The sequence below is a fragment of the Shinella sp. OV683 genome, assembly GCF_057787725.1.
This window is the reverse complement of the sequence record NZ_CM173543.1, coordinates 5435908-5459170: the sequence shown is the minus strand read 5'-3', so window position 1 is coordinate 5459170 and position 23263 is coordinate 5435908. Positions and strand designations below refer to the sequence as shown.

Here is a 23263-nt window from a genome sequence, read left to right as displayed (position 1 = left end):
CCGGAAAATCGGATCAGATACTCAGCGAATTGAGGCCGTCGAGATCGGCGATCAACTGAGCGAGCCGCGTCTTGGCCTCGTCGCTCGGTGCATTGGCGAGATCAGCCTTTGCGACTTCCAGGCGCTTGGCCAGCAGGTCCTTGCTGAAATCGGCAACAGCGAGCGCCGATTCGGCGAGAACCGTGCAACCGGTCGGCAGGATGTCGGCAAAACCACCGAACACCACGAAGCGATCGGTTTGGCCGGAAGCGCTCTTGACCGTCAGCACGCCCGGACGGATCGTGGTCATGACAGGAGCATGATTGGCCATCACGGTCATCTCGCCTTCCGAACCCGGAAGCACGACTTCGCTAACCGCTTCCGAGAGAAGCAGCTTTTCCGGCGAAACGAGTTCAAAATTGAAGCTTTCAGCCATTTAATCTAACTCTTCCATTCAGAGATGGTGAAAGCGCCCGCTGACGGGCGCTTTCGAACCGGTCATCAAGCGGCTTCAGCAGCCAGCTTCTTGGCCTTCTCGATTGCTTCCTCGATCGTGCCGACCATGTAGAAGGCAGCTTCCGGAAGATGGTCGTAGTCGCCGTTGACGAGGCCCTTGAAGCCCTTGATCGTGTCTTCGAGCGCAACCAGCTTGCCCGGCGAACCGGTGAACACTTCGGCAACGAAGAACGGCTGCGACAGGAAGCGCTCGATCTTGCGGGCGCGGGCAACGGCCAACTTGTCGTCTTCCGAGAGTTCGTCCATGCCGAGGATGGCGATGATGTCCTGGAGCGACTTGTAGCGCTGCAAAGTCGTCTGCACGCGGCGCGACACTTCGTAATGCTCTTCGCCGACGACCATCGGGTCGAGCATGCGCGAGGTCGAGTCGAGCGGGTCAACAGCCGGGTAGATACCCTTTTCAGCAATCGAGCGCGACAGAACGGTCGTTGCGTCCAAGTGGGCGAACGAAGTTGCCGGCGCTGGGTCGGTCAAGTCGTCGGCGGGGACGTAAATCGCCTGCACCGAGGTAATCGAGCCCTTCGTTGTGGTGGTGATGCGTTCCTGCATCTGGCCCATGTCGGTGGCCAGCGTCGGCTGGTAACCAACGGCCGAAGGAATACGGCCGAGCAAAGCCGACACTTCCGAACCTGCCTGGGTGAAGCGGAAAATGTTGTCGACGAAGAACAGAACGTCCTGGCCCTTGTCGCGGAAGTCTTCGGCGACGGTCAGACCGGTCAGAGCAACACGGGCGCGGGCGCCCGGCGGCTCATTCATCTGGCCGTAAACAAGAGCAGCCTTGGAGCCTTCGCCGCCACCGTGCTTGTTAACGCCGGATTCGATCATTTCGTGGTAAAGGTCGTTGCCTTCGCGGGTACGCTCACCAACGCCGGCGAACACCGAGTAACCACCATGCGCCTTGGCGACGTTGTTGATCAGTTCCATGATCAGAACGGTCTTGCCGACGCCGGCGCCGCCGAACAGGCCGATCTTGCCGCCCTTGGCGTAAGGCGCGAGCAGATCAACGACCTTGATGCCGGTGACGAGGATCTGTGCTTCCGTCGACTGCTCGACATAGGCTGGTGCGTCCTGGTGGATGGCGCGCTTGTATGGGGTCGTCAGCGGGCCGGCTTCATCGACGGGCTCGCCGATGACGTTCATGATGCGGCCGAGCGTTTCAGCGCCGACCGGAACCATGATCGGTGCACCGGTATCGACGACTTCCTGCCCACGAACGAGACCTTCGGTCGCGTCCATGGCGATCGTGCGGACAGTGTTTTCACCGAGGTGCTGGGCAACTTCGAGAACCAGGCGGTTGCCCAGGTTCTGCGTTTCCAGCGCGTTCAGGATCGGCGGCAGAACGCCACCTGCGAATGACACGTCGACGACGGCGCCGATGACCTGGGTCACCTTGCCGACTGCGCCTGATGCAGCCGTTTCCACTGCGGATTTCTTCGTAGCTGCACGAGCCATGATATATCCTCTTTCCTAACCCTTAGAGCGCTTCCGCGCCCGAAATAATTTCGATCAGTTCCTTGGTGATCTGCGCCTGCCGCTGACGGTTGAACGTCAAGGTCAGCTTATTGATCATATCACCAGCATTGCGCGTGGCATTGTCCATCGCGCTCATCTTTGCGCCCATCTCGCCGGCGACGTTCTCGAGCAGCGCCCGGAAGATCTGGACCGTGATATTGCGCGGAATAAGGTCGCCGAGAATGGCGCCCGCATCTGGTTCATAGTCATAAACCGCCGACGCGGAAGTCTGCTGCACAGGAGCCGCCGGAGGCGCAGCCGGGATCAACTGCAACGCCGTCGGGACCTGCGAGATGACCGACTTGAACTCGGAATAGAACAACGTGCAGATGTCAAACTCGCCCTTGTCGAACAGTCCGATCACTTTGCGACCGATCGCTTCGGCATTCTCGTAGCCGATCTTCTTGACTTCGCGGAGATCTACACGGTCGATGATCAGGCTTGCGAATTCGCGGCGAAGGATATCGTAGCCCTTCTTGCCGACGCAGATGATCTTGACCGTCTTGCCCTCGCTAACAAGCCGGCGGGTGTGATCGCGCGCGAGACGCGCGATCTGCGAATTGAAGCCGCCACAAAGGCCGCGTTCCGCGGTGCAGACCACGAGAAGGTGGGTCTGGTCGCGACCGGTACCCGTCATCAGGGTCGGAGCATCGCTTCCGCCAGCCGCAGCCTGGGCGATATTGGCAAGAACCACACCCATGCGTTGCGAATAGGGGCGCGCTGCTTCAGCCGCTTCCTGGGCACGCCGAAGCTTTGCCGCGGCGACCATTTTCATCGCCTTGGTAATCTTCTGCGTCGCCTTGACGGAGGCGATCCGGTTTTTCAGATCCTTTAGTGAAGGCATCCGTTTTCCGTCCTAACTATGCCGCTCAGGCGAAGGTCTTGGAGAAGCTGTCGAGCGTCGCCTTCAGCTTCGCACGCGTATCATCGCTCAGGGCCTTTTCCGTGCGAATGGTGTCGAGCAGAGCCTTGCCTTCGCTACGAACGTTGGCCAGCAGGGCCTGTTCGAACTTGCCGACCTGGTTGACGGCGATCCTGTCGAGGTAGCCATTGACGCCGGCGAAGATCACGACGACCTGTTCTTCCGTCTTCAGCGGCGAGAACTGCGGCTGCTTGAGAAGTTCGGTCAGACGCGCACCGCGGTTAAGCAGGCGCTGGGTCGAAGCGTCAAGGTCCGAGCCGAACTGGGCGAAGGCGGCCATTTCACGATACTGGGCGAGTTCGCCCTTGATCGAGCCGGCAACCTGCTTCATGGCCTTGACCTGGGCAGCAGAACCGACGCGCGACACCGACAGACCGACGTTAACAGCCGGGCGGATACCCTGGTAGAACAGGTCGGTTTCGAGGAAGATCTGGCCGTCGGTGATCGAGATCACGTTGGTCGGAATGAACGCCGACACGTCGTTGCCCTGCGTTTCGATGACCGGAAGAGCGGTCAGCGAACCAGCGCCCTTGTCGTCATTGAGCTTGGCAGCGCGCTCGAGCAGACGCGAATGGAGATAGAAGACGTCGCCCGGATAGGCTTCGCGGCCCGGCGGGCGGCGCAGCAGCAGCGACATCTGGCGATAGGAAACGGCCTGCTTGGACAAGTCGTCGTAGCCGATCAAAGCGTGCATGCCATTGTCGCGGAAATATTCGCCCATCGCGCAACCGGCGAACGGCGCGAGATACTGCATCGGAGCCGGCTCGGAAGCCGTGGCAGCGACGATGATCGAATACTGCAGGGCGCCGCGCTCTTCGAGCACCTTGACGAACTGGGCAACGGTCGAGCGCTTCTGGCCGATCGCGACGTAGACGCAATAAAGCTTCTCAGCCTCGGGGCCATTGTCGTGAACTGACTTCTGGTTGAGGATCGTGTCGAGAATGATGGCGGTCTTGCCGGTCTGGCGGTCGCCGATCACCAGCTCGCGCTGGCCGCGGCCAACCGGGATGAGGGCGTCGACGGCCTTGAGGCCAGTCGACATCGGCTCATGCACCGACTTGCGCGGAATGATGCCGGGAGCCTTGATGTCGACGCGCGAGCGGCGCGTGGCGTTGATCGGGCCCTTGCCGTCGATCGGGTTGCCCAGCGCATCGACGACGCGGCCGAGCAGTTCCGGGCCAACCGGAACGTCAACGATGGCGCCAGTCCGCTTGACGGTGTCGCCTTCCTTGATGTCGCGGTCGTTGCCGAAGATAACCACGCCGACATTGTCGGCTTCAAGGTTCAGCGCCATACCACGGATGCCGCCGGGGAATTCGACCATTTCACCGGCCTGGACATTGTCGAGGCCATAGACACGGGCAATACCGTCGCCGACGGACAGAACCTGTCCAACTTCGGAGACTTCAGCCTCTTTGCCGAAATTCTTGATCTGGTCTTTGAGAATTGCGGAAATTTCCGCGGCGCGGATATCCATCAGCCAACCTCTTTCAGTGAAAGCTTAAGAGTAGAGAGTTTTGTGCGAAGCGATGAGTCGATCTGCCGGGACCCGACCTTGACGATCAGACCGCCGAGAATGGACGGGTCCACCGTGACATTGATCGTCACATCTTTTCCAGTGACGCCCTTGAGCGCCTCCTTCAATTCTTTTTCCTGCGCTGCCGAGAGCGCATGCGCCGAAGTGACGTCGGCGGACGCCTCGCCGCGATGGCGAGCATAGATTTCGCGGAACGACTTGATCATGCCGGGAACCGCAAACAGCCGACGGTTGGATGCCGCCACCTTGATGAAATTCGCAGCCAGGCCGGTGATGCCGGCCTTGTCGAGGATCGCGGAAACCGCGCTCAACTGCTCTTCTGCCGTAAACACCGGGCTCTTGACGAGGCGGCCGAGATCTTCCGAGCTGTCGACCAGGCCCTGAAACGCATCCAGTGCTGCCGAGACTTCAGGCAACGCGTTTGCTTCAAGCGCAAGTTCGAAAAGCGATGAGGCGTAACGTTCGGCGACGCCTGAAACGGATTGCGATGAACCTGCCACGCTCTGAGTTTCCCTAATTCCTCTCAAGACTCTCTCGCCGTGATTGCTCAGGCAAAACAAAATCTTGATTTCGTTGCATTTTTTGCGGTTTGCAGCGGGCTTTGAGCCCCATATCCCCCAAAAACTCGAAAGCCATCTAACATAGCTCGTTTGGACTCGCAACACAGGATATTACCGAATGTTACGGCAGTTGCGCTTTTCTTTGCCAATCGAGGAAGGAAAAGAATTTGCTCGTAGAAAATTTTTCCTTTTGCCCTGAGGGCAGTCTATCACATCATGGCCGTGACATAGGAAATAATGAGCGCCGCACCCGCCCCTTCGACCACCAGCGCAATGACGGCATAGACGTAGTTGCCGCGGTTGAACGCGAGCGCAATCAGCCGTCCTATAACAGCGAGACCCAGCGCCGCGCCAAAGCCGAGATCGACCATCGGATTGGAAATCGCCATGCCGGCAAGCCCCGCCCCCAGTGCAAAGCCTCCGGCGGAACGAATCGTTGTGATCGCCGACGGCTTCTGGGCAGTGACGCCCAGTCCGGAGATCGCCATGGACATGCGCGGGCCGAACATGACAAGCGCGCCGAGCACGGCAAGCGCCGCATAGGTGTAGAAGACAAGTTTGGCGTCGAACGCTTCCGGCACGGCAAACTGCATGTCTGGCGTGAAGACATCGAAGAAGTAATAGAGCGTCGCCCCCGTCAACACGATCTGCACCGCAAGTAGCAGAAAGTTCAGCAGCGTCGCCGCGCTATCGGACATCAGCGACAGGACGCGCCCGAACGTGGATATAAGAAGCGCGATCGCCAGCGCCGTATAGAGCACCGGCTGGTCGAACATCAGCGTAGCAATCGCGAGACCCGCCAGCAGACCACCGGCAGCACGCAGTTCGCCAATCGCGCCGGGCCGCGTCTCGCGGCTCTCAAGCCCGAGAAATCTGCCCACCGAAGCCGGGAAAATCAAGAACAACAGGCCGACGAGAATCAGGAAGCACACGGCGGCAAATGCCGCTTGTGCTCCCGGCGCAGCCGGAAACTCGGGTAGTGAAAATTCCATGGCGCCCCTCAATCCGCCGCGATGTCTGTGATTCTTATGACATATCAGCATTTCGGAGGGAATGCGGCTGATCTCCGATGCCGGATTTTCTTGAAGGAATCTGCCGATCTACCAGCGGTAATTTCGGAGAAATTAGCACAAGTCATTATAAAGCAAAGAATTATCCCTTTTATATCGTATTTCGCCATAAAAGAGATAATCCATTGCAAGCTATTGATTTCAAATCTATTATCCCTATATGGGAGTATTTTCTCTCCAGAGGGATAATGTGAACCAGTTCAAGGAATTGACGGGCGAGCAAATCCGCCAGACGATCGATACTGAGCAGGTCTTTGCGGAATGGACGCGCACATCATTCGAGGTCGGCCATCGTTTTCACGGCGCCATGGGCTGGAAGGTCGTGTCTGGCAAAAAATATCTGTATCGGAAGAGTGGCGCGATCTGGAAATCCCTGGGCCCGCGATCCGAAGAGACCGAACGGATGCACCAGCAATTTCACGAGGGGCGTGAGATTGCCAAGATGCGGCTGCGAGCACTGACCACGCGCCTTGACGAAATGGCGGCAATCAATCGCGCCATGCGTATTGGGCGCTTTCCGACACTCACTGCCCGTCTGTTGCGCACGCTTGGTCGTTCCGGCCTGATCGGCACGGCATTCGACATTGTCGGCACGAATGCACTTTATGTCTATGAGCGGCTCGCGGGCGTGCGGATAGACAGCAGCTTGCTGGCAACGGGCGATGTCGACAGACGCGCAAAACTGAAACTGATCGGCAGGTCGGCCAATCCTGCCAGCCTGTTGTCGATACTTCAAGGCGTCGACAAGTCGTTCAGGCTGACATCGAAAAACAGCTTTCGTGCCGCAAACGAAGACGGCTTTCTGGTCGATCTCATCATGCCCACTGCAAAGGACCAGTTGAAACATGCAAAGAAAACCGGACTTGGCGAGTCCGGTGACGATCTCGTTGCGGTGGAAATCGAGGGGCTTCAGTGGTTGGTCAACAGCCCCAAAATCGAGGCCTCGCTCATCGACGAAAGAGGATATCCGCTTAATTGCTCCAGTCCTGACCCAAGGAGCTTCGCCATTCATAAACTGTGGCTGGCAAAGCGTGAAGATCGGGATCTCTTAAAGCGAACGCGCGACCGGCAACAGGCAGAGTTGGTGCACGCGATGGTCACGCGCCATCTCAGCCACTTGCAATTCGATGATCCGTCTCTCGGGGCAATGCCCAAGGCATTGCGCGAACAGGTCGGATATTTCACCAAGGACGGGAAATCGGGCTCAGCCCTGGAACCCGATTGGTAAATCAGAGAAAACTCTGCGGATCGATATCGAGCTGCACCTGCACCGAGCCTCGCTCCTTCGGCCCATTGTCCACCATTGCGCGGATAAAACCCTGCATGTCAGCTCCGCGCTTACCGTGGATCAAAAGCCGAAAGCGATGGCGCCCGCGCACTAGCGCCAGCGGCGCCTCAGCTGGGCCTAGCACCGATATGCCCGATGCATTGGGCGCAGCTTGCCGCAATCCGCGCGCATGGCTCTCGGCGTCGTTGCGCGAATCGGCCGATACGATAATCGAGGCCAGCCGCCCGAATGGCGGCATCATCGCCCTTTCGCGTTCCGCCACCTCGCGCTCATAGAAAGCCTCCGCATCGCCGGAAACGATCGCCTGCATCACCGGATGCATCGGCTGGTAGGTCTGGATCAGCCCGACGCTCTTGAGGCCTGTCCGCCCTGCCCGGCCGGTTACCTGCGACAACAGCTGGAACGTTCTCTCCGCTGCGCGCGGATCGCCATTGGCGAGCCCGAGATCGGCGTCGACGATCCCGACCAGCGTCATCTTCGGAAAGTTGTGGCCCTTGGCCACCAGCTGCGTGCCGATGACGATGTCGGCCTCGCCGTTGGCGATTGCTTCGAGCTCAAGCCTGAGCCGCTTGACGCCGCCGGCCATGTCGGAGGACAGCACGATGATCCGGCTTTCTGGAAAGATCTTCTCGACCTCTTCGGCAATCCGTTCCACGCCCGGCCCGCAAGCGGCGAGATGGTCGAGCGTGCCGCATTCCGGGCAGGACTCCGGGGATTTTTCCGTATGTCCGCAATGATGGCACTGCAGGATGCCGCGAAACCGGTGCTCTACCAGCCAGGCCGCGCAATTGGGGCACTGGAAGCGGTGCCCGCAGACCCGGCACAGCGTCAGTGGCGCATAGCCGCGTCGATTGAGAAACAGCAGTGCCTGCTCGCCGCGCGCCAGCGTCTTCTCGATGCCCTTGGTCATGACGGGCGACAGAAAACCACCTCGCAGCGGCGGATGCCGCCGCATGTCGATGAGATGCAGATCGGGAAGGGCCGCTCCGCCGAACCGGCCCGGCAGATGGACTTTGGCATATCGCCCTTGATCGGCATTCACCCGACTCTCGACCGACGGGGTCGCCGACACCAGCACGACGGGAAAATCGCCGATCCGGCCGCGCACCACAGCCATGTCGCGGGCATTGTAGAAGACGCGGTCTTCCTGCTTGTAGGCGGGGTCGTGTTCTTCATCGACGATGATCAGTCCGAGATTTTCAAACGGCAGGAACAGCGCCGAACGGGCGCCTGCCACCACATGTACCCGTCCCTCGGTCACCTGCCGCCAAACACGCTCGCGGGTCTTGGGTGCAAGGTCGGAATGCCATTCGGCCGGCTTGGCGCCGAAGCGGTCCTGGAAGCGCTCGAGGAAGGCCGGTGTCAGCGCGATTTCCGGCAGCATGATCAGCACCTGCTTGCCCTGCCGAAGTGTCTCGGCAATCGCCTCGAAATAGACCTCGGTCTTGCCGGAACCGGTCACGCCATCGATCAGCGTCACGCCGAAGCTGCCGGCACGCACCGCCTCGATCAGCGCATCTGCCGCATCCTTCTGGTCGGCTTCGAGCTCGGAATGGGCATAATCCGGGTCGGGTGGCGGCGTGACCGGCGGCGGCGAAAGGAACACATGCTCGAACACGCCATGCGTGGCCAAACCGTCGATGACCGAGGTCGAAACGCCGGCGGCATGTGCAAGCCCGCTGCGCGTCCAGGCCGGGCCGTCCTCGGCCGTGGCGATCACACGGCTACGCGCGGGGGTCATCCGCTCGGGCCGCTCATCGGTCAGCTTCAGGCCCTCGATCATCGGTTCCGGATCAAAGGCCGGCGGCGCCCGCAACGCCATGCGCGCCACCAGCCCCGGCGGCGACAATGTATAGCCCGCGATCCATTCGAGAAAATCCCGCATGTCGCCCTTGAGCGGCGGGCAATCGAACACGGTGGTGATCGCCTTCAGTTTCGACGGGTCGACCTTGTCCTCATCCACGTCATTCCAGACGACGCCGAACACCTGCCGCGGCCCGAGCGGCACCTGCACGATCGACCCGGACTCGACATGCACGCCTTCCGGCACCAGATAGGAGTAGGGTTTTGGTACCGGCAGTGGTACCATCACAGGCACTGCCCTCAGCGCTTTCGGTGCGCCAAACAAATCGAGCGAATCTTTTCCCATGCGCACGACCTTGCACTTGCTTTTGGGCAAAGAAAACATCAAATACACATAAAAGTTTGCCGCCTAGGGAGTGCACGGACATGAAGTTTTTCGTCGATACCGCTGATATCAAGGACATCAAGGAGCTGAACGACCTTGGTCTCCTCGATGGCGTGACCACCAATCCGTCGCTGATCCTGAAATCCGGCCGCAACATCTTCGAAGTCACCAAGGAAATCTGCGGCATCGTCGATGGCCCGGTTTCGGCCGAAGTCGCTGCGACCGATTACGAGCAGATCATGAAGGAAGCCGCGGTCATCGCCAAGATCGCCGACAATATCTGCATCAAGCTGCCGCTGACGCTCGACGGCCTCAAGGCCTGCAAGGCACTGAGCTCGGATGGTCACCAGACCAATGTGACTCTGTGCTTCTCGGCCAACCAAGCTCTGCTTGCCGCCAAGGCTGGCGCGACCTTCATTTCGCCTTTCGTCGGCCGGCTCGATGACATCGCCTTCGACGGCATGGACCTGATCCGCGAGATCCGCCAGATCTATGACAACTACGGCTTCGAGACCGAAATCCTCGCCGCCTCGATCCGCACAGTCAACCACGTCAAGGATGCCGCTCTGATCGGCGCCGATGTCGTCACCGTGCCACCGGCAACGCTGAAGGCGCTCGTCAAGCATCCGCTGACCGACAAGGGCCTCGAGCAATTCGTCGCCGACTGGGCCAAGACCGGCCAGAAGATCGCCTGATCGATCTCATACTTCTGAATCAGTGAAGCCCGGCGGAGAGATCCGCCGGGCTTTTTCGTGTGGATTTTCCGACCTGTTCCCATGGAAACAGCGCGGGCAGGGTGGATGTGGGAAAAAGGCTTCAACGGATGGAAATAGGCATCCAGACAAATGAAACCAGAACCAAGCCAATTCACTCCGAGGAGAACTCAAATGAAAAAGTACATCATCGCTGCCGTCGCTGCCGTTGTCGCCACCGTGTCGCTGTCGTCGGTTGCCGAGGCCGGCTGGCGCCGCCATCATGGCTGGTATGGCCATCACGGCTACTGGGGCGGCCCGCGCATCGTCATCCGCCCGGCTTACTACAACGACTATTGCTTCATCAAGAAGGTCCGTCGTTACGACGATTGGGGCAATGTCTACATCAAGCGCGTTCGCATCTGCGGCTGATTTCTAACCCTTCGCATACCTGATCATCCGGCGCTTCCCCTGCAACCCGGATGGTCAGCGCTCTGATCCTCCCCAGAATTCGCCCGGTTCCTCCAGAACCGGGCTTTTTCATTTGCGTTCCTGCTTTTCGCGCATGCGCTTCTCCACCTGGCGGAGCGCGAGAGAAAGCCCGATCGTCAGGACGAGATAGATATAGGCGACGATCGAATAGGTCTCGAAGAAGCGGAACGATCCCGATGCATAGACTTTGCCCATCTGGGTAATGTCGGCAACGCCGAGCACCGAGACCAGCGACGAGTCCTTGACCATCGCCACGAAATCGTTCGACAGCGGCGGAAAGATCACCTTCAGCGCCTGCGGAAAGACGATGAAGCGGAAGCGCTGGAACCGCGACAAGCCAAGCGCCTTGGCCGCTTCGATCTGCCCCTTGTCGACCGACTGGATGCCGGCCCGGAAGATCTCGGCGATAAAGGCGGAATAGGCGATCATCAACGCCAGGATCGCCCGCCACATCAATGACAGGTCGCGCACCAGCAGAGGCTCGGTCCAGCCGGCATTGATCAGCGGCTTCGCCAGGAAATTCCACGCATAGACGATGCCCGGGGCACCGACGAAGGCGATGTAGAACAGCAGCACCAGCACCGGAATGCCGCGGATCAGCTCGATATAGAACCGCGAGAATTGCCTGAGCACCTTGTGGTCGGAAAGCCCGAGCAAGGCCATGCCGAGACCCAGCAGGATGGCCAAGGTGAAGGCGATCAACGTCACCATGACGGTGACCGTCAGACCCTGCACGACCTTGTCGAACACCTGCGAATAAAGGTCGCTCGAGACGATGACCGCCCCGATGCCAATACCAATGACAGAGAGGGCGACCAGCCACCAGGGAAAGTCGCCCTCTCCGGCCTGCCCAGAATTTTGCGAAGCGGCCATTGTCCGGGGACTACTGGCCCATTTTGTAGTTCAGGAACCACTTGGTGTTGAGCTTGTCGAATGTGCCATCGGCCTTCAGTGCCGCAATCGCTGCATTGACCGGGCCCACCAGTTCAGAGCCCTTGGGGAAGATGAAGCCGAAATCCTCGGTGCCGAGCGGGCCGCCGATCAGCTTCAGGCCGCCGGAAGAGGCGTCGACATAGCCCTTGCCGGCAGTGCCGTCGGTGAGCACGACATCGACATCGCCCGACTTGAGTGCCTGCACGGTCGCGCCGAAGGTTTCAAACAGCTTGATACGTGGATTCTGTTCGTTGCCGTCCAGCACGCTGTAGACCGCGGTGTAGAACGGCGTCGTGCCCGGCTGCGCGCCGACCAGGCCATCCTTGAAGGCGCCGAATGTCTTGGCGTCGGTAAAGCGGTTCTCGTCGCCACGCACCAGCATGAACTGTTCCGAACGCATATAGGGATCGGAGAAGTCGACCTTGGCCTTGCGCTCGTCCTTGATGGTGATGCCGGTCATGCCGATATTGTACTGGTTGTCCGATACCGCCTGGATCATCGCGTCCCAGGAGGTGTTCTGGTACTCGACCTGGAAATTCAGCCGCTTGGCGATCTCGTTCATCGCGTCATATTCCCAGCCGATCTGCTTGCCGGTCTTGGGATCGATGAACTGCAGCGGCGGATAGGCGTTTTCAGTGACGACAACGACCTTCTTGCCGCCAAGATCGGGCAGGTCAGCCGCAAAGGCGGCGAGTGGCGTGAGCGCAATGGCGGCGAGGCCGAGAAGAAAGCTGCGGCGCAAAGTCATGTCTGAAACTCCGAAAAGATGTGGCTGGCGAAACTGTCACAAATCGACCACATTTGGCAAGCCGCAAAGCGACTGCCGCGACGCTCGCCGGGTGGAAGAATTGCGCCGAGTGGGCTATTTCCGGCCGGTCAGCCGTGTGATGTGACCCATCTTGCGGCCCGGCCGTGGCTCGGTCTTGCCATAGAGATGGATCAGCACGTCCTTTTCCAGCGCCCAGCTTTCGAGCGCCAGTATATCGTCGCCGATCAGGTTCTGCATCACGCAATCGCTGTGGCGATGGGGCGAGCCGAGCGGCAGGTCGCCGACGGCGCGGATATGCTGCTCGAATTGGGAGATCACCGAGGCGGCTTCCGTCCAGTGGCCGGAATTATGGACGCGCGGCGCGATTTCATTGGCGATCAGCTGGCCGTCTGATGTGACAAAGAACTCGATCCCCAGCACACCAACATAATCGAGTGCCGAAAGCAGTCGGATCGCGCAATCGCGGGCATGGGCGGCGACATCGGCCGAGACATTGGCCGGCAGCGTCGAGGTGTGCAGAATGCCGTTGCGATGCACATTCTCAGCCGGATCATAGCATTCGATGCGACCGTCGAGCCCACGCGCGGCAATGATGGAGATCTCACGGACAAACGGCACGAAGCTTTCGAGGATCAGCGGCACGCCGCCCAGCCGGTCGAAAGCGCCATCCGCCAGGTCACCCTTGCGGAACACCACCTGGCCCTTGCCGTCATAGCCGAGACGCCGGGTCTTCAATACGCCTTCGCCGTCAAACTCTTCCAGGGCAGTCTCAAGATCTGCCTGGTCGTTGATGGCGCGAAAGCCGGCGGTCGGAATGCCACAGGAGTTGAGATACTGCTTTTCGGTCAGCCGGTCCTGCGCCACTTCCAGCGCCTGCGGCGGCGGGTAGACCGGAACCAGCTTTTCGAGGAAGCGCGCGGCCTCGACGGGCACGTTCTCGAATTCGTAGGTGACGACAGCGCATTCATCGGCAAGCTGCTGGAGGGCGGCACGGTCGTCATAGGCCCCAACGATCTGGCTGTTGGCGAGCTGGGCCGCCGGGCAGTCGGCCTGCGGCTCTAGAATGACGGTGCGGAAGTTCAGTCGGCTGGCGGCAATCGCCAGCATGCGTCCAAGCTGGCCGCCGCCAATGATGCCGATTGTCTTGGTTTTCACGTCTGGTTTTCCACTACTTATCCACAGGATATTCAGCCACGGAGGCGCTCTGTTCCTCGCGCCACGTATCGAGCCGATCGGCGATTTCCTCGTCCGAAAGTGCAAGGACAGCGGCAGCCAGCAAGGCTGCATTGACGGCACCGGCGCGCCCGATCGCCAGCGTTCCCACCGGAATCCCGGCCGGCATCTGGACGATCGAAAGCAGGCTGTCCTGGCCCGAAAGCGCCTTGGATTGCACCGGAACGCCGAATACCGGCAGCGGCGTCATCGCAGCCGCCATTCCCGGCAGGTGGGCGGCACCGCCGGCACCTGCAATGATCACCTTGAAGCCTTCGTCGCGGGCCCCCTTGGCGAAATTGACGAGACGATCCGGCGTGCGATGGGCGGAAATAATCCGCGCTTCATAAGGAATTTCAAGCGCGTCGAGCGTGTCGGCAGCGTTCTTCATAGTTTCCCAGTCGGACTGGCTGCCCATGATGATCGCAACGGGAGGTCTGGAAATCTGCATCGGTCCGCGCCTCGCCTTCAGGCTATGATATCGGGGATGATCTGGTCGTCGACCTGGGTGAGCTTGTCCTTGATGGCAAGCTTCTTCTTCTTCATCCGCTGGATACGGAGCGCATCACAACCGGTCGCGATCATCGCATTGATCGCCACATCGTAATCCTCATGCTCCTGCCGCAGTCTTGCCGCATTCAACCTCAGCTCAGCCTGCTCCTGATCTGGCATCCCGTCATTTCCCCATTTTCCGGCATTCCTGGCAACGACTGCTATCCCCGTGCCTGCATCGATTTGCTCCTATCACAAAATATCCGCTAACGGGAAGTTTTCCTTTTTGAAGAATTCGGCTTCGACAAACGCAAAATTACGTGGCAGACTTCCTCTGTTGCAGCCTGAGACATCCGGTGGAAGGATGGCCGGATGTGGGCCGAGACGGGAAGGAAATGTCTATGACAATTGAAGCCCACATCGAGACTCTTGAAAAGAAGCACGGAGCTCTCGAAGACGAATTGCACACTGCAATGTTGCACCCATCCACAGGCGACGTCACTATCGCCGAGCTGAAAAGACAAAAACTCAAGATCAAGGACGAAATCGAACGACTGCGTTACACCACGCAACACTGACGCTCAATGAGCGGGTGGCCGCCGGATGACGGATTCTAGAAGCTGAACGTGTAAAGATTTCGCCGGAACCGACTGATGGCGGCCATCGCCGCCAACCTCTCACACCCAGAACTGATCCAGCCAGAAACCGATTTTTTGAAAGCCTTGCGGGTTGATCGCATAGATCCGCCGGGTGCCTTGCGTCTGGACGGTGACGAGATGGCAATCGAGCAGCGCCTTGAGATGCTGCGACACAGCCGGACGGCTAACCGGCAAGAGTGATGCGAGGTCGTTGACCGTGCGCGGCGCGCGCCTGAGTTCCTCAAGCAGGAACCGGCGGTTTGAATCCGAAATTGCTGCGAATGGATCAGTGCTCATCGACCGAAAGCTAAGCCAGACTTTCAGGCAGGACAAGTATTTTTGTGCGCCGCATCAAAAATACTTCGCGCCGCACTGTCCGTACACGATGCGCCCCTCAGAACACCACCTTCAGAAGGGGCATTATACCTTCATAGGTGAGCTTCATCCCCGCGAGCGCGCACATCGCATACATGAACGGATAGAAGAAATCCGGCCGCATGCGCCGGACGATCATCGCGCCGCAAATCGTGGCGATCGGTGCGAAGGGAAACAGCGTCGCCGACAGATAGAGATTGGTGAAATCGAGCTGGCCGAGCTGATAGTAGGGGATCAGCTTCACCGCGTTCAGGATCGCAAAGGTCCGCACCGCCGCTCCTGTGTAGTCGCGCGGCGGCAGCTTCAACGGCAGCGCATACACCTGGAAGGGCGCCCCACCGGCATGGGCAACGAAGCTTCCATAGCCGCAAAGCGTGCTCCAGATACCGGCGCGGGCGATGTTGTGAGGCTGGGCCTCCACGACGACGTTTCGCGCGAAATACCTGTTGTAATAGAATCGCGCGGTAAAACTGAGCGCCACCAGGCCGATAATCAGTTCCATCATGTATTTCGGCACGACGGACCAAGTGAGCCACCCCACCGCGATGCCGACTAGGGCGCCTGGTAGCATGGTCTTCACCAGTGTGGGATTATTGTGCTTGCGCCACATCCACAGCGAGGCGAAATCCATGAGGATCAGGATCGGCAATAGGATAGCTGCAGCCTGATTGGGAGCGATGACGAAGGAGAGGATTGGCACACCCAGAAGCCCCAGCGCATCCCCCATTCCCCCCTTGCTTAGACCAACCAGAATAACCGCCGGAATGGCGACAAGATAAAATGTGGAATCGATAGGCATATTGATCGTTTTCTCTAGGCGGTCTATCGGATTGCTGATGGAGCGCGCAAAGCGGGCTTCGAGGCGGGACCCTAGACCTATCGTGCCAATCGGCATGTGGGAAGACCACAAGTGAGGTAAAAGAAATCATGTCAACATCTGAAAGCCGTTGCCGGCTGGTTCTGGTCACGCCGGAGATCGCCGATCCCGCTGAGGCGGCGCGGATCATCGGCGATGCTCTCAAGGGTGGCGATGTCGCCTCGGTGATCATCCCGCAATATGATCTCGACGATACTGCCTTCCAGAAACTTGCCGAAGCCATCGTGCCGGTGGTGCAGGCTGCGGGTGCCGCAGCGCTCATTTGCGGCGACAGCCGCGTGGCCGGACGGGTCAAGGCCGATGGCCTGCACATTCCGGGCGGCCTGGAGCCACTCGGGGAGGCAATCGAGAAATTTACGCCGAAGATGATCGTCGGCGGCGGCAATGCCCAGGACCGGCACCACGCGCTGGAGATCGGCGAATTGCAGCCCGATTATATCTTCTTCGGCAAGATCGACGGCGACATCAAGCCCGAAGCGCACCCGAAGAACGTCGCACTGGCCGAATGGTGGGCATCGATGGTGGCCATTCCCTGCATTGTCATGGGTGGCACGGATGCGGCGTCGGCGCTTGATATCGCCGAGTCGGGCGCGGAATTTGCAGCCCTTCGCCTCGCAGTGTTTGCCGAGCCCGCGCGTGCGGCGGCCATAATTCAGGAAACAAATGCGTTGCTTGACGAAAAAGCGCCACGCTTTGGAGCTTGATAGGGCCGATGTCAGGGCATAGGCGGATGAGATTTGGATATTTGGGCGCGGTCTTCGTGATCGCGACTGCTTATGCGTGGCCGGCTGCAGCGCAGACCCCGGCGGCGAATTCGATCCCCAACCGGCCGCTCGACGCGGGCGTCGACAGCCAGAAGCTCGAAAAGACCGAGCGGCTGTTTCCGACCGACAATGACAAGAAGCTGCCAATTCTGGCTTTTCCGGACGATTCCAAGAAGAAGGACGCACCGTCTGCCGGCCTCATCCTTCTCGACCGCATGGGCGGCACCTTGCCCGATTTGCCGCCGGAGAAGAAATATAGCGGCAAGCTCGATGACGCCTATGGCGCCTTCCAGCGCGGCATGTATCTGACGGCGATGAACCTGGCGCTGCCGAAGGCGCAGTTGGGCGAAGCTGCGGCCCAGACGCTGGTCGCCGAACTTCTCAACAATGGCCTCGGCGTGCGCCGCAATCCTTCGGACGCCGCCTTCTGGTATGAGCAGGCCGCCAATGCGGGCGATGCCAACGCCCAGTTCAAATATGCCATGATGCTGATGGACGGCCAGATTGTCGCGCAGGACAAGAAGAAAGCCGACGTGATGATGCACAAGGCTGCGGAAGGTGGAAACCGCGAAGCCCAGTTCAACATCGCCCAGTTGCTGGTGGCGGCGACGCCGGGCGAAAAGGGCCTCACCGCGGCCCTGCCCTGGTATGAGAAATCAGCCGAGCAGGGCGTGCCCGATGCGCAATACGCGGTTGCCGAGCTCTATATCAACCTGCCGGTCTCCAAGGAGAAGAAAGAGCAGGCCCGAAGCTGGATGATCAAGGCCGCCAATGCGCGCTTCGACACCGCGCTTTATGACATGGCCGTCTGGTACATTAACGGCGTCGGTGGCGAGCGGGACTATGAACAAGGCTTCGAGTGGATGAAGCGGGCGGCCAATCGCGGCCATGTCGTCGCCCAGAACAAGCTCGCCCACCTCTACATCAACGCGATCGGCACAAGGCCCGACCCGATCGAAGCGGCCAAGTGGTATATTCTTTCACGTCGCGCAGGCCTTGCCGATCTCGAGCTCGAGGATTTCTATCTCGGGATCGAAGATGCGACCCAGAAGGAAGCACTGCATCGGGCCAATCGCTTCCGCACGCAGTGAATCAGAAAGGCCACCCTTCCGAAGGGTGGCCACATGCTGCGATGTGTCTCGTGTGTCAGTCAGCAAGTAGAGAAGCCCACACATGATTTCCATGGCGGGCCTTCGGACAATGCACCTACCCGCTGCGGGAACGCCAACTCTCAAGCGACTGGCCATAGAGATCGACAGCTACTTTCTCGGACGGGGGCGGGAGCTGGCCAGGTCCCAGTCGTCGCGACCCCAAACGCAATGCGACCTTAATGGATGCTTGGTTCTCGGGTGCGATCACATGAATCACGTTAAGCCATCCCAATTCATCGAAAACATAGCCCATGCAGGCGATGGCGGCTTCCGTTGCATAGCCCTTGCCCCAAGCAGCACGATCAAAGGCCCAGCCCACTTCCGGTCCCGGCCAAGCGGCAGGCATCCACGGGCCAGCCCGGCCAATCCAACGCCCAGAGGCTTTCTCGATCACCGAGAAGTTGCTGTAGCCATTGATCGTCCAACTCCCTGCCATAAGGGAAAGGTTGCGCCATGCTCCATTTTCGGACTGGACGCCGCCGATGAATCTCGATGCCTCGGGGTCGGAAAGCATAGCCCCCCACGGTGCCAGATCGTCGGCCATCGGTGGCCGCAAAAATAGCCGTGCGGTTTCAATGGTTATCATTCACATTGTCCTCGAAGCTTGCCCTTCGATGCAAGGTCAGCCGTGCCATGCCGGCCATACGTTTACGGAGGCTCCAAGAGCATACTTTTCCACCGCTAACCAGTAATTTTCGATCGTTTCCCCGCAGGGTAGTCGGCGCAGGCGTAGTCGTCAGAGCAGTCCGAAGTGAACTTCTCCAGCGATGGCTGACTTGTCCTTAGCCCGCCCCGTAGGAAACAGTTTCTCGCTCATCCTGCTCCTATATCGGAGCAGGAGCACTCGTTGTGCGCGCTCATCGATCCTGAGTGGAGAGATGCGTTGACGTGTTGATCCGCGTGTTGGCCTGCTGGCCCTGCTTGGCGGGATCGGGGACGCCGCCGCCATGCATCGCGTGGGTCTTGTCATGCAGATGCGCGTCCTCACCGGGACCCTTGTCGCTGCGGTTTGCCGGCGGGACCGGCGGTGCCTTGGTGTTCATGGCTGTGTCCTTTCCTGGCCTGTCATGATCCAGGGAACTTTCTGTTGAGTTCGGCAATCGGGATCAGACGATTGGCGGCATGGTCCTGATATTGTTCGCTTTTGGCCGTGTTGCCGTCGAGGCCTCTGCCATCGCGTCTTGACTTGTCGCGATTGGACAGGATGTCATTTTCGCCGATCTTTTCGAGATCCATATGCGTTGAGGCGCCTGTTCCGGATTTCTTGCCGCGGCTGCCCTCGCCGAACTCTTTCTGGCTGGCATGCGCCATGTCTGTCTCCTTGTTGATTATACTAAGGGTTCAGCCGGCGAGCCATAGGAATGTTCCACCTGCGAGCCACGGACCGGAACATCGCGATTAGACTTGAAAAAAGCGGGCTTTTATGGTCTTGAGGCGCCAAACACGCAGGCTGCAGTGCATACCGGCCAGCAATATCCTCTTTGCCGGCCCCTGACGGGGCCGATTGATTTTGAAGGAATCCGAAAATGGCCCGTTCGGCGCTGTTGAATGTGATGGTGCAATCTGCACTCAAGGCCGGCAAGTCGCTGACCCGCGATTTTGGTGAGGTGCAGAACCTGCAGGTCTCGCTGAAGGGTCCAGGCGACTATGTCACCCAGGCCGACCGCCGCTCGGAGCGGATTGTACGCGAGGAACTGCTGCGCGCCCGTCCGACCTACGGGTTCCTCGGCGAGGAAAGCGAAGAGATCAAGGGAACCGACGGCGCGCATCGCTGGATCGTCGATCCGCTCGATGGCACCACCAACTTCCTGCACGGCATTCCGATGTTTGCCGTCTCGATCGCACTGGAGCGCAACGGCGAAATCGTCGCCGGCGTCATCTATAATCCGGCCACCGACGATCTCTATACGAGTGAAAAAGGTGGCGGCGCCTTCGTCAACGATCGCCGCCTGCGCGTTTCAGCCCGCAAGAACCTGTCCGATTCCGTCGTCGGTTGCGGCGTGCCGCATCTCGGCCGTGGCATGCATGGCCGTTTCCTTGTCCAGCTTCGGCATGTGATGGGTGAAGTCGCTGGCATTCGCCGTTTTGGCGCGGCCTCGCTCGATCTCGCCTATATCGCAGCGGGCCGCATGGATGGCTTCTGGGAAGAAGGCCTGAACGCCTGGGATATCGCCGCCGGCATCATCCTCATCCGCGAAGCGGGCGGCTTTGTCAGCGATCTCTCGGGCGGCGCCGACATGTTCGGCAGCGGTACTCTCGCAGCCGGCAACGAACACATCCACAAAGCGTTGATCGACGTGGCCAACCGGCCGGTTCCGAAGGCCTCGGCCTGATAGGCCGTATCGCGGCAGTCCCGGTCTATTACCGCCGGGACTGAGATCCCGTCACATCATGTTCATCGCGCTGCTGTGGCGCTTCGTGCAGTCGGATCGGCCGTCTTCGATGTAGACCGGCTTTGCGGCATTGTCTTTGCTGACCGCACTCGCGGCGCTTGCCTTGGCCATTTCAGGCGTCTGGCCCTTATTCGTCGTCGCATCATCAGCGAATGCCGGGAGTGCGAAAGCTGCCAGCACCGCCGCAGTGATCACTGTCCTTCTCATCGGTATTCCCCTCTTGACTTGAGTTGAACGCGGCCTGGAGTGTGCAGCCACTTGGAGGGCAATGCCAGTCACCTTTTTGTGAGCCGAAAATCCGTCGCGCCGCAATGGAGTGCGGAGCGACGGGATAGGCAGCGTCACATCTGCTTCATGGCCTTGTCGAGATGCATCGAGCAATCGTCCTTCTTGCCGTCCTTCATGGACGACTTGGCCATGTCGACTTCCTTCATCGCCATGGTCATGGAGTCGCCCTTCATCATCTTGGCGTGGTCCTCGGCTTTCATCATCGAGGCGTCGTCGCATTTCATCATGTCCATGGCGAAGACCGGCATGGCGAAGGATGCGAGCAAGCCCGCTGCAATAAGTGTCCTGATCATCGAAAGTCTCCTCAGCATTCGGTTAAGGGCCGTTGCCCACGCAGAATTTGCGGTGTTTCAGCGCTCACTTACAAATCACCACGCCGTGTGGCACGCAGTTGTGACCAGGCGTCACACGGTGGTGATATAGCTTCCGCCGGCGCACTACTTTCCAAAAAATGTGATCAACGATCATAAATTTGCCTGCCGACACATTGCGCCTGACGAAATCCCGCCGTAGAAATTTCCATCGGTTCGGGAGGAGCCTATGGATTGTGATGTTCTTGTGGTGGGTGCGGGGCTGGCGGGACTGGTTGCCGCAGCAGAGGCGGCTGACCGTGGCCTGAAAGTGATCATCCTCGATCAGGAAGGTGAACAGTCGCTCGGCGGACAAGCCTTCTGGTCGCTCGGCGGATTGTTTTTCGTTGATAGTCCCGAACAGCGTTTCATGGGCATTCGCGACAATGCAGAACTCGCCCGCCAGGACTGGATGGGTTCTGCCGCCTTCGACCGGCCCGAGGATCATTGGCCGCGGCAATGGGCGGAAGCCTATCTCGATTTCGCCGGCGGTGAGAAGCGTAGCTGGCTGCATCAGCAGGGCATGCGCTGGTTTCCCGTAGTCGGCTGGGCCGAACGCGGTGGCGGTCTGGCATCCGGTCATGGCAATTCGGTGCCACGCTTCCATGTCACCTGGGGCACCGGGCCAGGCGTGCTGGCCCCTTTCCTTCGCCGGGTGAAGGAGCATCAGGCCGCCGGTCGGATTGCCTTTCGATTCCGCCATCGGGTCGACGGGCTGGTCACCACGGATGGCGCGGTCACTGGCGCGCGCGGCACGGTCCTTACGCTGGACAATGCCCAGCGCGGCGCCAAAAGTAATCGCGATGTTAGCGGGACATTCGAGATCTCCGCCGGTGCGACAATCGTGTCTTCCGGCGGTATCGGCGGCAATCATGATCTCGTGCGCAAGAACTGGCCGGTTGACCGGCTGGGCCAACCGCCACAATTCATGGTCACGGGCGTGCCGGATCACGTGGACGGCCGCATGCTAGCGATCACCGAAAACGCCGGCGGGCGCATCATCAATTCCGACCGCATGTGGCATTATACCGAGGGCGTCCGGAACTGGGATCCGATCTGGCCTGGGCACGGAATTCGTATCCTGCCCGGGCCGTCGTCGCTCTGGTTCGACGCCGAGGGGAATCGTTTTTCGGCGCCCGCCATGCCGGGCTTCGACACACTGGGCACGCTGGAGGCCATTCTCGCGACAGGCCATGACTATTCCTGGTTCATTCTCGACAAGGCGATCATCAAGAAGGAATTCGCGCTCTCCGGCAGCGAACAAAATCCCGATCTCACCGGCAAGGATATCCGGCTGCTGCTGAAGCGGCTCGGCAAGGAACCGCCTGGCCCCGTCAAGGCCTTCATGGACAAGGGCGAGGATTTCGTCGTCCGCAACACACTGGAGGAACTGGTTGAGGGCATGAACCAGCTCGCGGGCTCCAACCTGTTGGACACTGCACATGTCCGCTCACAGATCGAGGCACGTGACCGCGAGATAAACAATGCCTTCTCCAAGGATGCACAGGTCACCGCCATTCGCGGCGCCCGCAATTATCGCGGCGACAGACTGATGCGCACCGCCAAACCGCATCGCATCCTCGACCCCAAGGCAGGACCGCTGATCGCCGTTCGCCTCAACATCCTCACCCGCAAGACGCTGGGTGGCCTCGAGACCGATTTGCAGGCGCGGGTACTGGGCAGCGACGGCCAAGCAGTGCCCGGCCTCTATGCGGCGGGCGAAGCCGCCGGCTTCGGCGGCGGCGGGGTACATGGCTATAATGCACTGGAAGGCACCTTCCTCGGCGGCTGTATTTTCTCGGGCCGGATCGCGGGGAGAAGTGTCGGCAAGTAAAGACGTTTTCCCTGCAGCATTCAACGCGCCGCCAAGCTGAACGCCAGGTGAACGAGCAATTCAGCGCCCGTTCGACTCAAGTATGGTTTTATCGGTCAGGATCGGCGCCGCAATCGGCGTCCGTCAGCCGAGGGGCCGACATGCAGCACTACTTCTTCGACATATGCTGGAACGACGAAACTGTCGTGGACGACGAAGGCACCGGCCATTTCGACGATGGATCGGCCATCTACTACGGCCGCACCGTGGCAAGCCGCATCGCGCGCTGCGGCAGCGGTGAATCGGTCCGCATCCATGTCCGCGACAGCCGGGGTCGGCTGCTCTCGATCGTGACACCCGGCATCTATCGCTACACCGCACAGTCCCAGGCGCCGATACGCGCCATCATCGAACGCGATCTTGCACGGCAGTCCATCGCAATCGGCTAAAGC

General features: G+C 59.8%; 28 protein-coding genes. 9 read left to right on the top strand and 19 right to left on the bottom strand.

Going from position 1 to position 23263, the window contains the following annotated elements; translation table 11 throughout:
• Positions 1 to 13: 13 nt before the first annotated feature.
• The 6 genes from ACXHRN_RS26475 to ACXHRN_RS26450 form a co-directional block, all read right to left on the bottom strand.
• Positions 14 to 415 (bottom strand): F0F1 ATP synthase subunit epsilon, encoded by a 402-nt coding sequence (locus ACXHRN_RS26475; RefSeq protein ID WP_488639241.1) that lies wholly within the window; start codon positions 413 to 415, stop codon positions 14 to 16.
• A 65-nt stretch (positions 416 to 480) separates the two neighbouring features.
• Entirely contained in the window at positions 481 to 1947 is a 1467-nt protein-coding gene (atpD, locus tag ACXHRN_RS26470) for a F0F1 ATP synthase subunit beta (protein WP_488639240.1), read from the bottom strand.
• Positions 1948 to 1969: 22 nt separating this feature from the next.
• Entirely contained in the window at positions 1970 to 2851 is an 882-nt protein-coding gene (locus tag ACXHRN_RS26465; protein WP_488639239.1) for a F0F1 ATP synthase subunit gamma, read from the bottom strand.
• A 25-nt stretch (positions 2852 to 2876) separates the two neighbouring features.
• The gene (gene atpA, locus ACXHRN_RS26460) at positions 2877 to 4406 is read right to left on the bottom strand and encodes a F0F1 ATP synthase subunit alpha (RefSeq protein ID WP_488639238.1); all 1530 of its coding nucleotides are present in this window, start codon (positions 4404 to 4406) and stop codon (positions 2877 to 2879) included.
• On the bottom strand, positions 4406 to 4966 hold the full coding sequence (locus tag ACXHRN_RS26455) for a F0F1 ATP synthase subunit delta (RefSeq protein WP_488639237.1): 561 nt from the start codon (positions 4964 to 4966) through the stop codon (positions 4406 to 4408). Before ACXHRN_RS26455 ends, atpA begins: the two co-directional genes overlap by 1 nt.
• Before the next feature lie 269 nt (positions 4967 to 5235).
• Positions 5236 to 6018, bottom strand: a complete 783-nt coding sequence (locus ACXHRN_RS26450; protein ID WP_488639236.1) for a hypothetical protein — start codon at positions 6016 to 6018, stop codon at positions 5236 to 5238.
• A 268-nt stretch (positions 6019 to 6286) separates the two neighbouring features.
• On the opposite strand from ACXHRN_RS26450, the gene ACXHRN_RS26445 reads away from it, so the two are divergent.
• Positions 6287 to 7324: a GSU2403 family nucleotidyltransferase fold protein gene (locus tag ACXHRN_RS26445; RefSeq protein WP_488639235.1), complete on the top strand. Its 1038-nt coding sequence runs from the start codon at positions 6287 to 6289 to the stop codon at positions 7322 to 7324.
• A 1-nt stretch (position 7325) separates the two neighbouring features.
• Here the strand turns inward: ACXHRN_RS26445 and ACXHRN_RS26440 are convergent, their stop codons facing one another.
• Complete coding sequence (locus ACXHRN_RS26440; protein WP_488639234.1) at positions 7326 to 9533, bottom strand: primosomal protein N'; 2208 nt, start codon at positions 9531 to 9533, stop codon at positions 7326 to 7328.
• Between the two features lie 80 nt (positions 9534 to 9613).
• Here ACXHRN_RS26440 and fsa point away from each other — a divergent pair, with 80 nt between their 5' ends.
• Positions 9614 to 10267 (top strand): fructose-6-phosphate aldolase, encoded by a 654-nt coding sequence (gene fsa / locus ACXHRN_RS26435; RefSeq protein ID WP_488639233.1) that lies wholly within the window; start codon positions 9614 to 9616, stop codon positions 10265 to 10267.
• A 192-nt stretch (positions 10268 to 10459) separates the two neighbouring features.
• The gene (locus ACXHRN_RS26430; RefSeq protein WP_488639232.1) at positions 10460 to 10696 is read left to right on the top strand and encodes a hypothetical protein; all 237 of its coding nucleotides are present in this window, start codon (positions 10460 to 10462) and stop codon (positions 10694 to 10696) included.
• Positions 10697 to 10804: 108 nt separating this feature from the next.
• Here ACXHRN_RS26430 and ACXHRN_RS26425 read toward each other — a convergent pair whose 3' ends face one another.
• From ACXHRN_RS26425 to ACXHRN_RS26405, 5 genes are all read right to left on the bottom strand, one after another.
• Positions 10805 to 11629, bottom strand: a complete 825-nt coding sequence (locus ACXHRN_RS26425; RefSeq protein WP_488639231.1) for an amino acid ABC transporter permease — start codon at positions 11627 to 11629, stop codon at positions 10805 to 10807.
• A 10-nt stretch (positions 11630 to 11639) separates the two neighbouring features.
• Complete coding sequence (locus tag ACXHRN_RS26420) at positions 11640 to 12437, bottom strand: basic amino acid ABC transporter substrate-binding protein (protein WP_488639230.1); 798 nt, start codon at positions 12435 to 12437, stop codon at positions 11640 to 11642.
• A gap of 114 nt (positions 12438 to 12551) precedes the next feature.
• On the bottom strand, positions 12552 to 13613 hold the full coding sequence (locus ACXHRN_RS26415) for a 5-(carboxyamino)imidazole ribonucleotide synthase (RefSeq protein ID WP_488639229.1): 1062 nt from the start codon (positions 13611 to 13613) through the stop codon (positions 12552 to 12554).
• A gap of 13 nt (positions 13614 to 13626) precedes the next feature.
• Complete coding sequence (gene purE, locus ACXHRN_RS26410) at positions 13627 to 14121, bottom strand: 5-(carboxyamino)imidazole ribonucleotide mutase (protein WP_488639228.1); 495 nt, start codon at positions 14119 to 14121, stop codon at positions 13627 to 13629.
• A gap of 17 nt (positions 14122 to 14138) precedes the next feature.
• Entirely contained in the window at positions 14139 to 14342 is a 204-nt protein-coding gene (locus tag ACXHRN_RS26405; RefSeq protein ID WP_488639227.1) for a YdcH family protein, read from the bottom strand.
• Positions 14343 to 14563: 221 nt separating this feature from the next.
• Between ACXHRN_RS26405 and ACXHRN_RS26400 the strand changes: the two genes are divergently transcribed.
• Entirely contained in the window at positions 14564 to 14740 is a 177-nt protein-coding gene (locus ACXHRN_RS26400) for a YdcH family protein (protein ID WP_488639226.1), read from the top strand.
• A gap of 99 nt (positions 14741 to 14839) precedes the next feature.
• On the opposite strand, the gene ACXHRN_RS26395 is transcribed toward ACXHRN_RS26400, so the two are convergent.
• Complete coding sequence (locus ACXHRN_RS26395) at positions 14840 to 15097, bottom strand: ArsR/SmtB family transcription factor (RefSeq protein WP_488639225.1); 258 nt, start codon at positions 15095 to 15097, stop codon at positions 14840 to 14842.
• 97 nt (positions 15098 to 15194) lie between these two features.
• Positions 15195 to 15974 carry a sulfite exporter TauE/SafE family protein gene (locus ACXHRN_RS26390; protein WP_488639224.1) on the bottom strand — a complete coding sequence of 260 codons (780 nt, stop codon included), beginning with the start codon at positions 15972 to 15974 and terminating at the stop codon, positions 15195 to 15197.
• Between the two features lie 128 nt (positions 15975 to 16102).
• Here ACXHRN_RS26390 and ACXHRN_RS26385 point away from each other — a divergent pair, with 128 nt between their 5' ends.
• Positions 16103 to 16756, top strand: coding sequence for a thiamine phosphate synthase (locus ACXHRN_RS26385; RefSeq protein WP_488639223.1), 654 nt, complete (start codon positions 16103 to 16105; stop codon positions 16754 to 16756).
• 26 nt (positions 16757 to 16782) lie between these two features.
• The gene (locus ACXHRN_RS26380; protein ID WP_488639222.1) at positions 16783 to 17907 is read left to right on the top strand and encodes a tetratricopeptide repeat protein; all 1125 of its coding nucleotides are present in this window, start codon (positions 16783 to 16785) and stop codon (positions 17905 to 17907) included.
• A 115-nt stretch (positions 17908 to 18022) separates the two neighbouring features.
• Here ACXHRN_RS26380 and ACXHRN_RS26375 read toward each other — a convergent pair whose 3' ends face one another.
• The 3 genes from ACXHRN_RS26375 to ACXHRN_RS26365 all read right to left on the bottom strand — a co-directional run bounded on the left by ACXHRN_RS26375 (position 18023) and on the right by ACXHRN_RS26365 (position 19278).
• Complete coding sequence (locus ACXHRN_RS26375; RefSeq protein ID WP_488639221.1) at positions 18023 to 18553, bottom strand: GNAT family N-acetyltransferase; 531 nt, start codon at positions 18551 to 18553, stop codon at positions 18023 to 18025.
• 271 nt (positions 18554 to 18824) lie between these two features.
• Complete coding sequence (locus ACXHRN_RS26370) at positions 18825 to 19010, bottom strand: hypothetical protein (RefSeq protein ID WP_488639220.1); 186 nt, start codon at positions 19008 to 19010, stop codon at positions 18825 to 18827.
• 22 nt (positions 19011 to 19032) lie between these two features.
• Positions 19033 to 19278, bottom strand: coding sequence for a hypothetical protein (locus ACXHRN_RS26365; RefSeq protein ID WP_488639219.1), 246 nt, complete (start codon positions 19276 to 19278; stop codon positions 19033 to 19035).
• Between the two features lie 215 nt (positions 19279 to 19493).
• Between ACXHRN_RS26365 and ACXHRN_RS26360 the strand changes: the two genes are divergently transcribed.
• A complete protein-coding gene (locus ACXHRN_RS26360; RefSeq protein ID WP_488639218.1) occupies positions 19494 to 20300 on the top strand; it encodes an inositol monophosphatase family protein in 807 nt (268 codons plus the stop codon).
• A 51-nt stretch (positions 20301 to 20351) separates the two neighbouring features.
• Here ACXHRN_RS26360 and ACXHRN_RS26355 read toward each other — a convergent pair whose 3' ends face one another.
• Both ACXHRN_RS26355 and ACXHRN_RS26350 read right to left on the bottom strand, forming a co-directional pair.
• Complete coding sequence (locus ACXHRN_RS26355) at positions 20352 to 20567, bottom strand: hypothetical protein (RefSeq protein WP_488639217.1); 216 nt, start codon at positions 20565 to 20567, stop codon at positions 20352 to 20354.
• A 134-nt stretch (positions 20568 to 20701) separates the two neighbouring features.
• The gene (locus tag ACXHRN_RS26350) at positions 20702 to 20941 is read right to left on the bottom strand and encodes a hypothetical protein (RefSeq protein ID WP_488639216.1); all 240 of its coding nucleotides are present in this window, start codon (positions 20939 to 20941) and stop codon (positions 20702 to 20704) included.
• A gap of 247 nt (positions 20942 to 21188) precedes the next feature.
• Between ACXHRN_RS26350 and ACXHRN_RS26345 the strand changes: the two genes are divergently transcribed.
• Positions 21189 to 22832, top strand: coding sequence for an FAD-binding dehydrogenase (locus ACXHRN_RS26345; RefSeq protein WP_488639215.1), 1644 nt, complete (start codon positions 21189 to 21191; stop codon positions 22830 to 22832).
• Between the two features lie 140 nt (positions 22833 to 22972).
• Positions 22973 to 23260, top strand: a complete 288-nt coding sequence (locus tag ACXHRN_RS26340) for a DUF6894 family protein (RefSeq protein WP_488639214.1) — start codon at positions 22973 to 22975, stop codon at positions 23258 to 23260.
• The last annotated feature ends 3 nt before the right edge of the window (positions 23261 to 23263 follow it).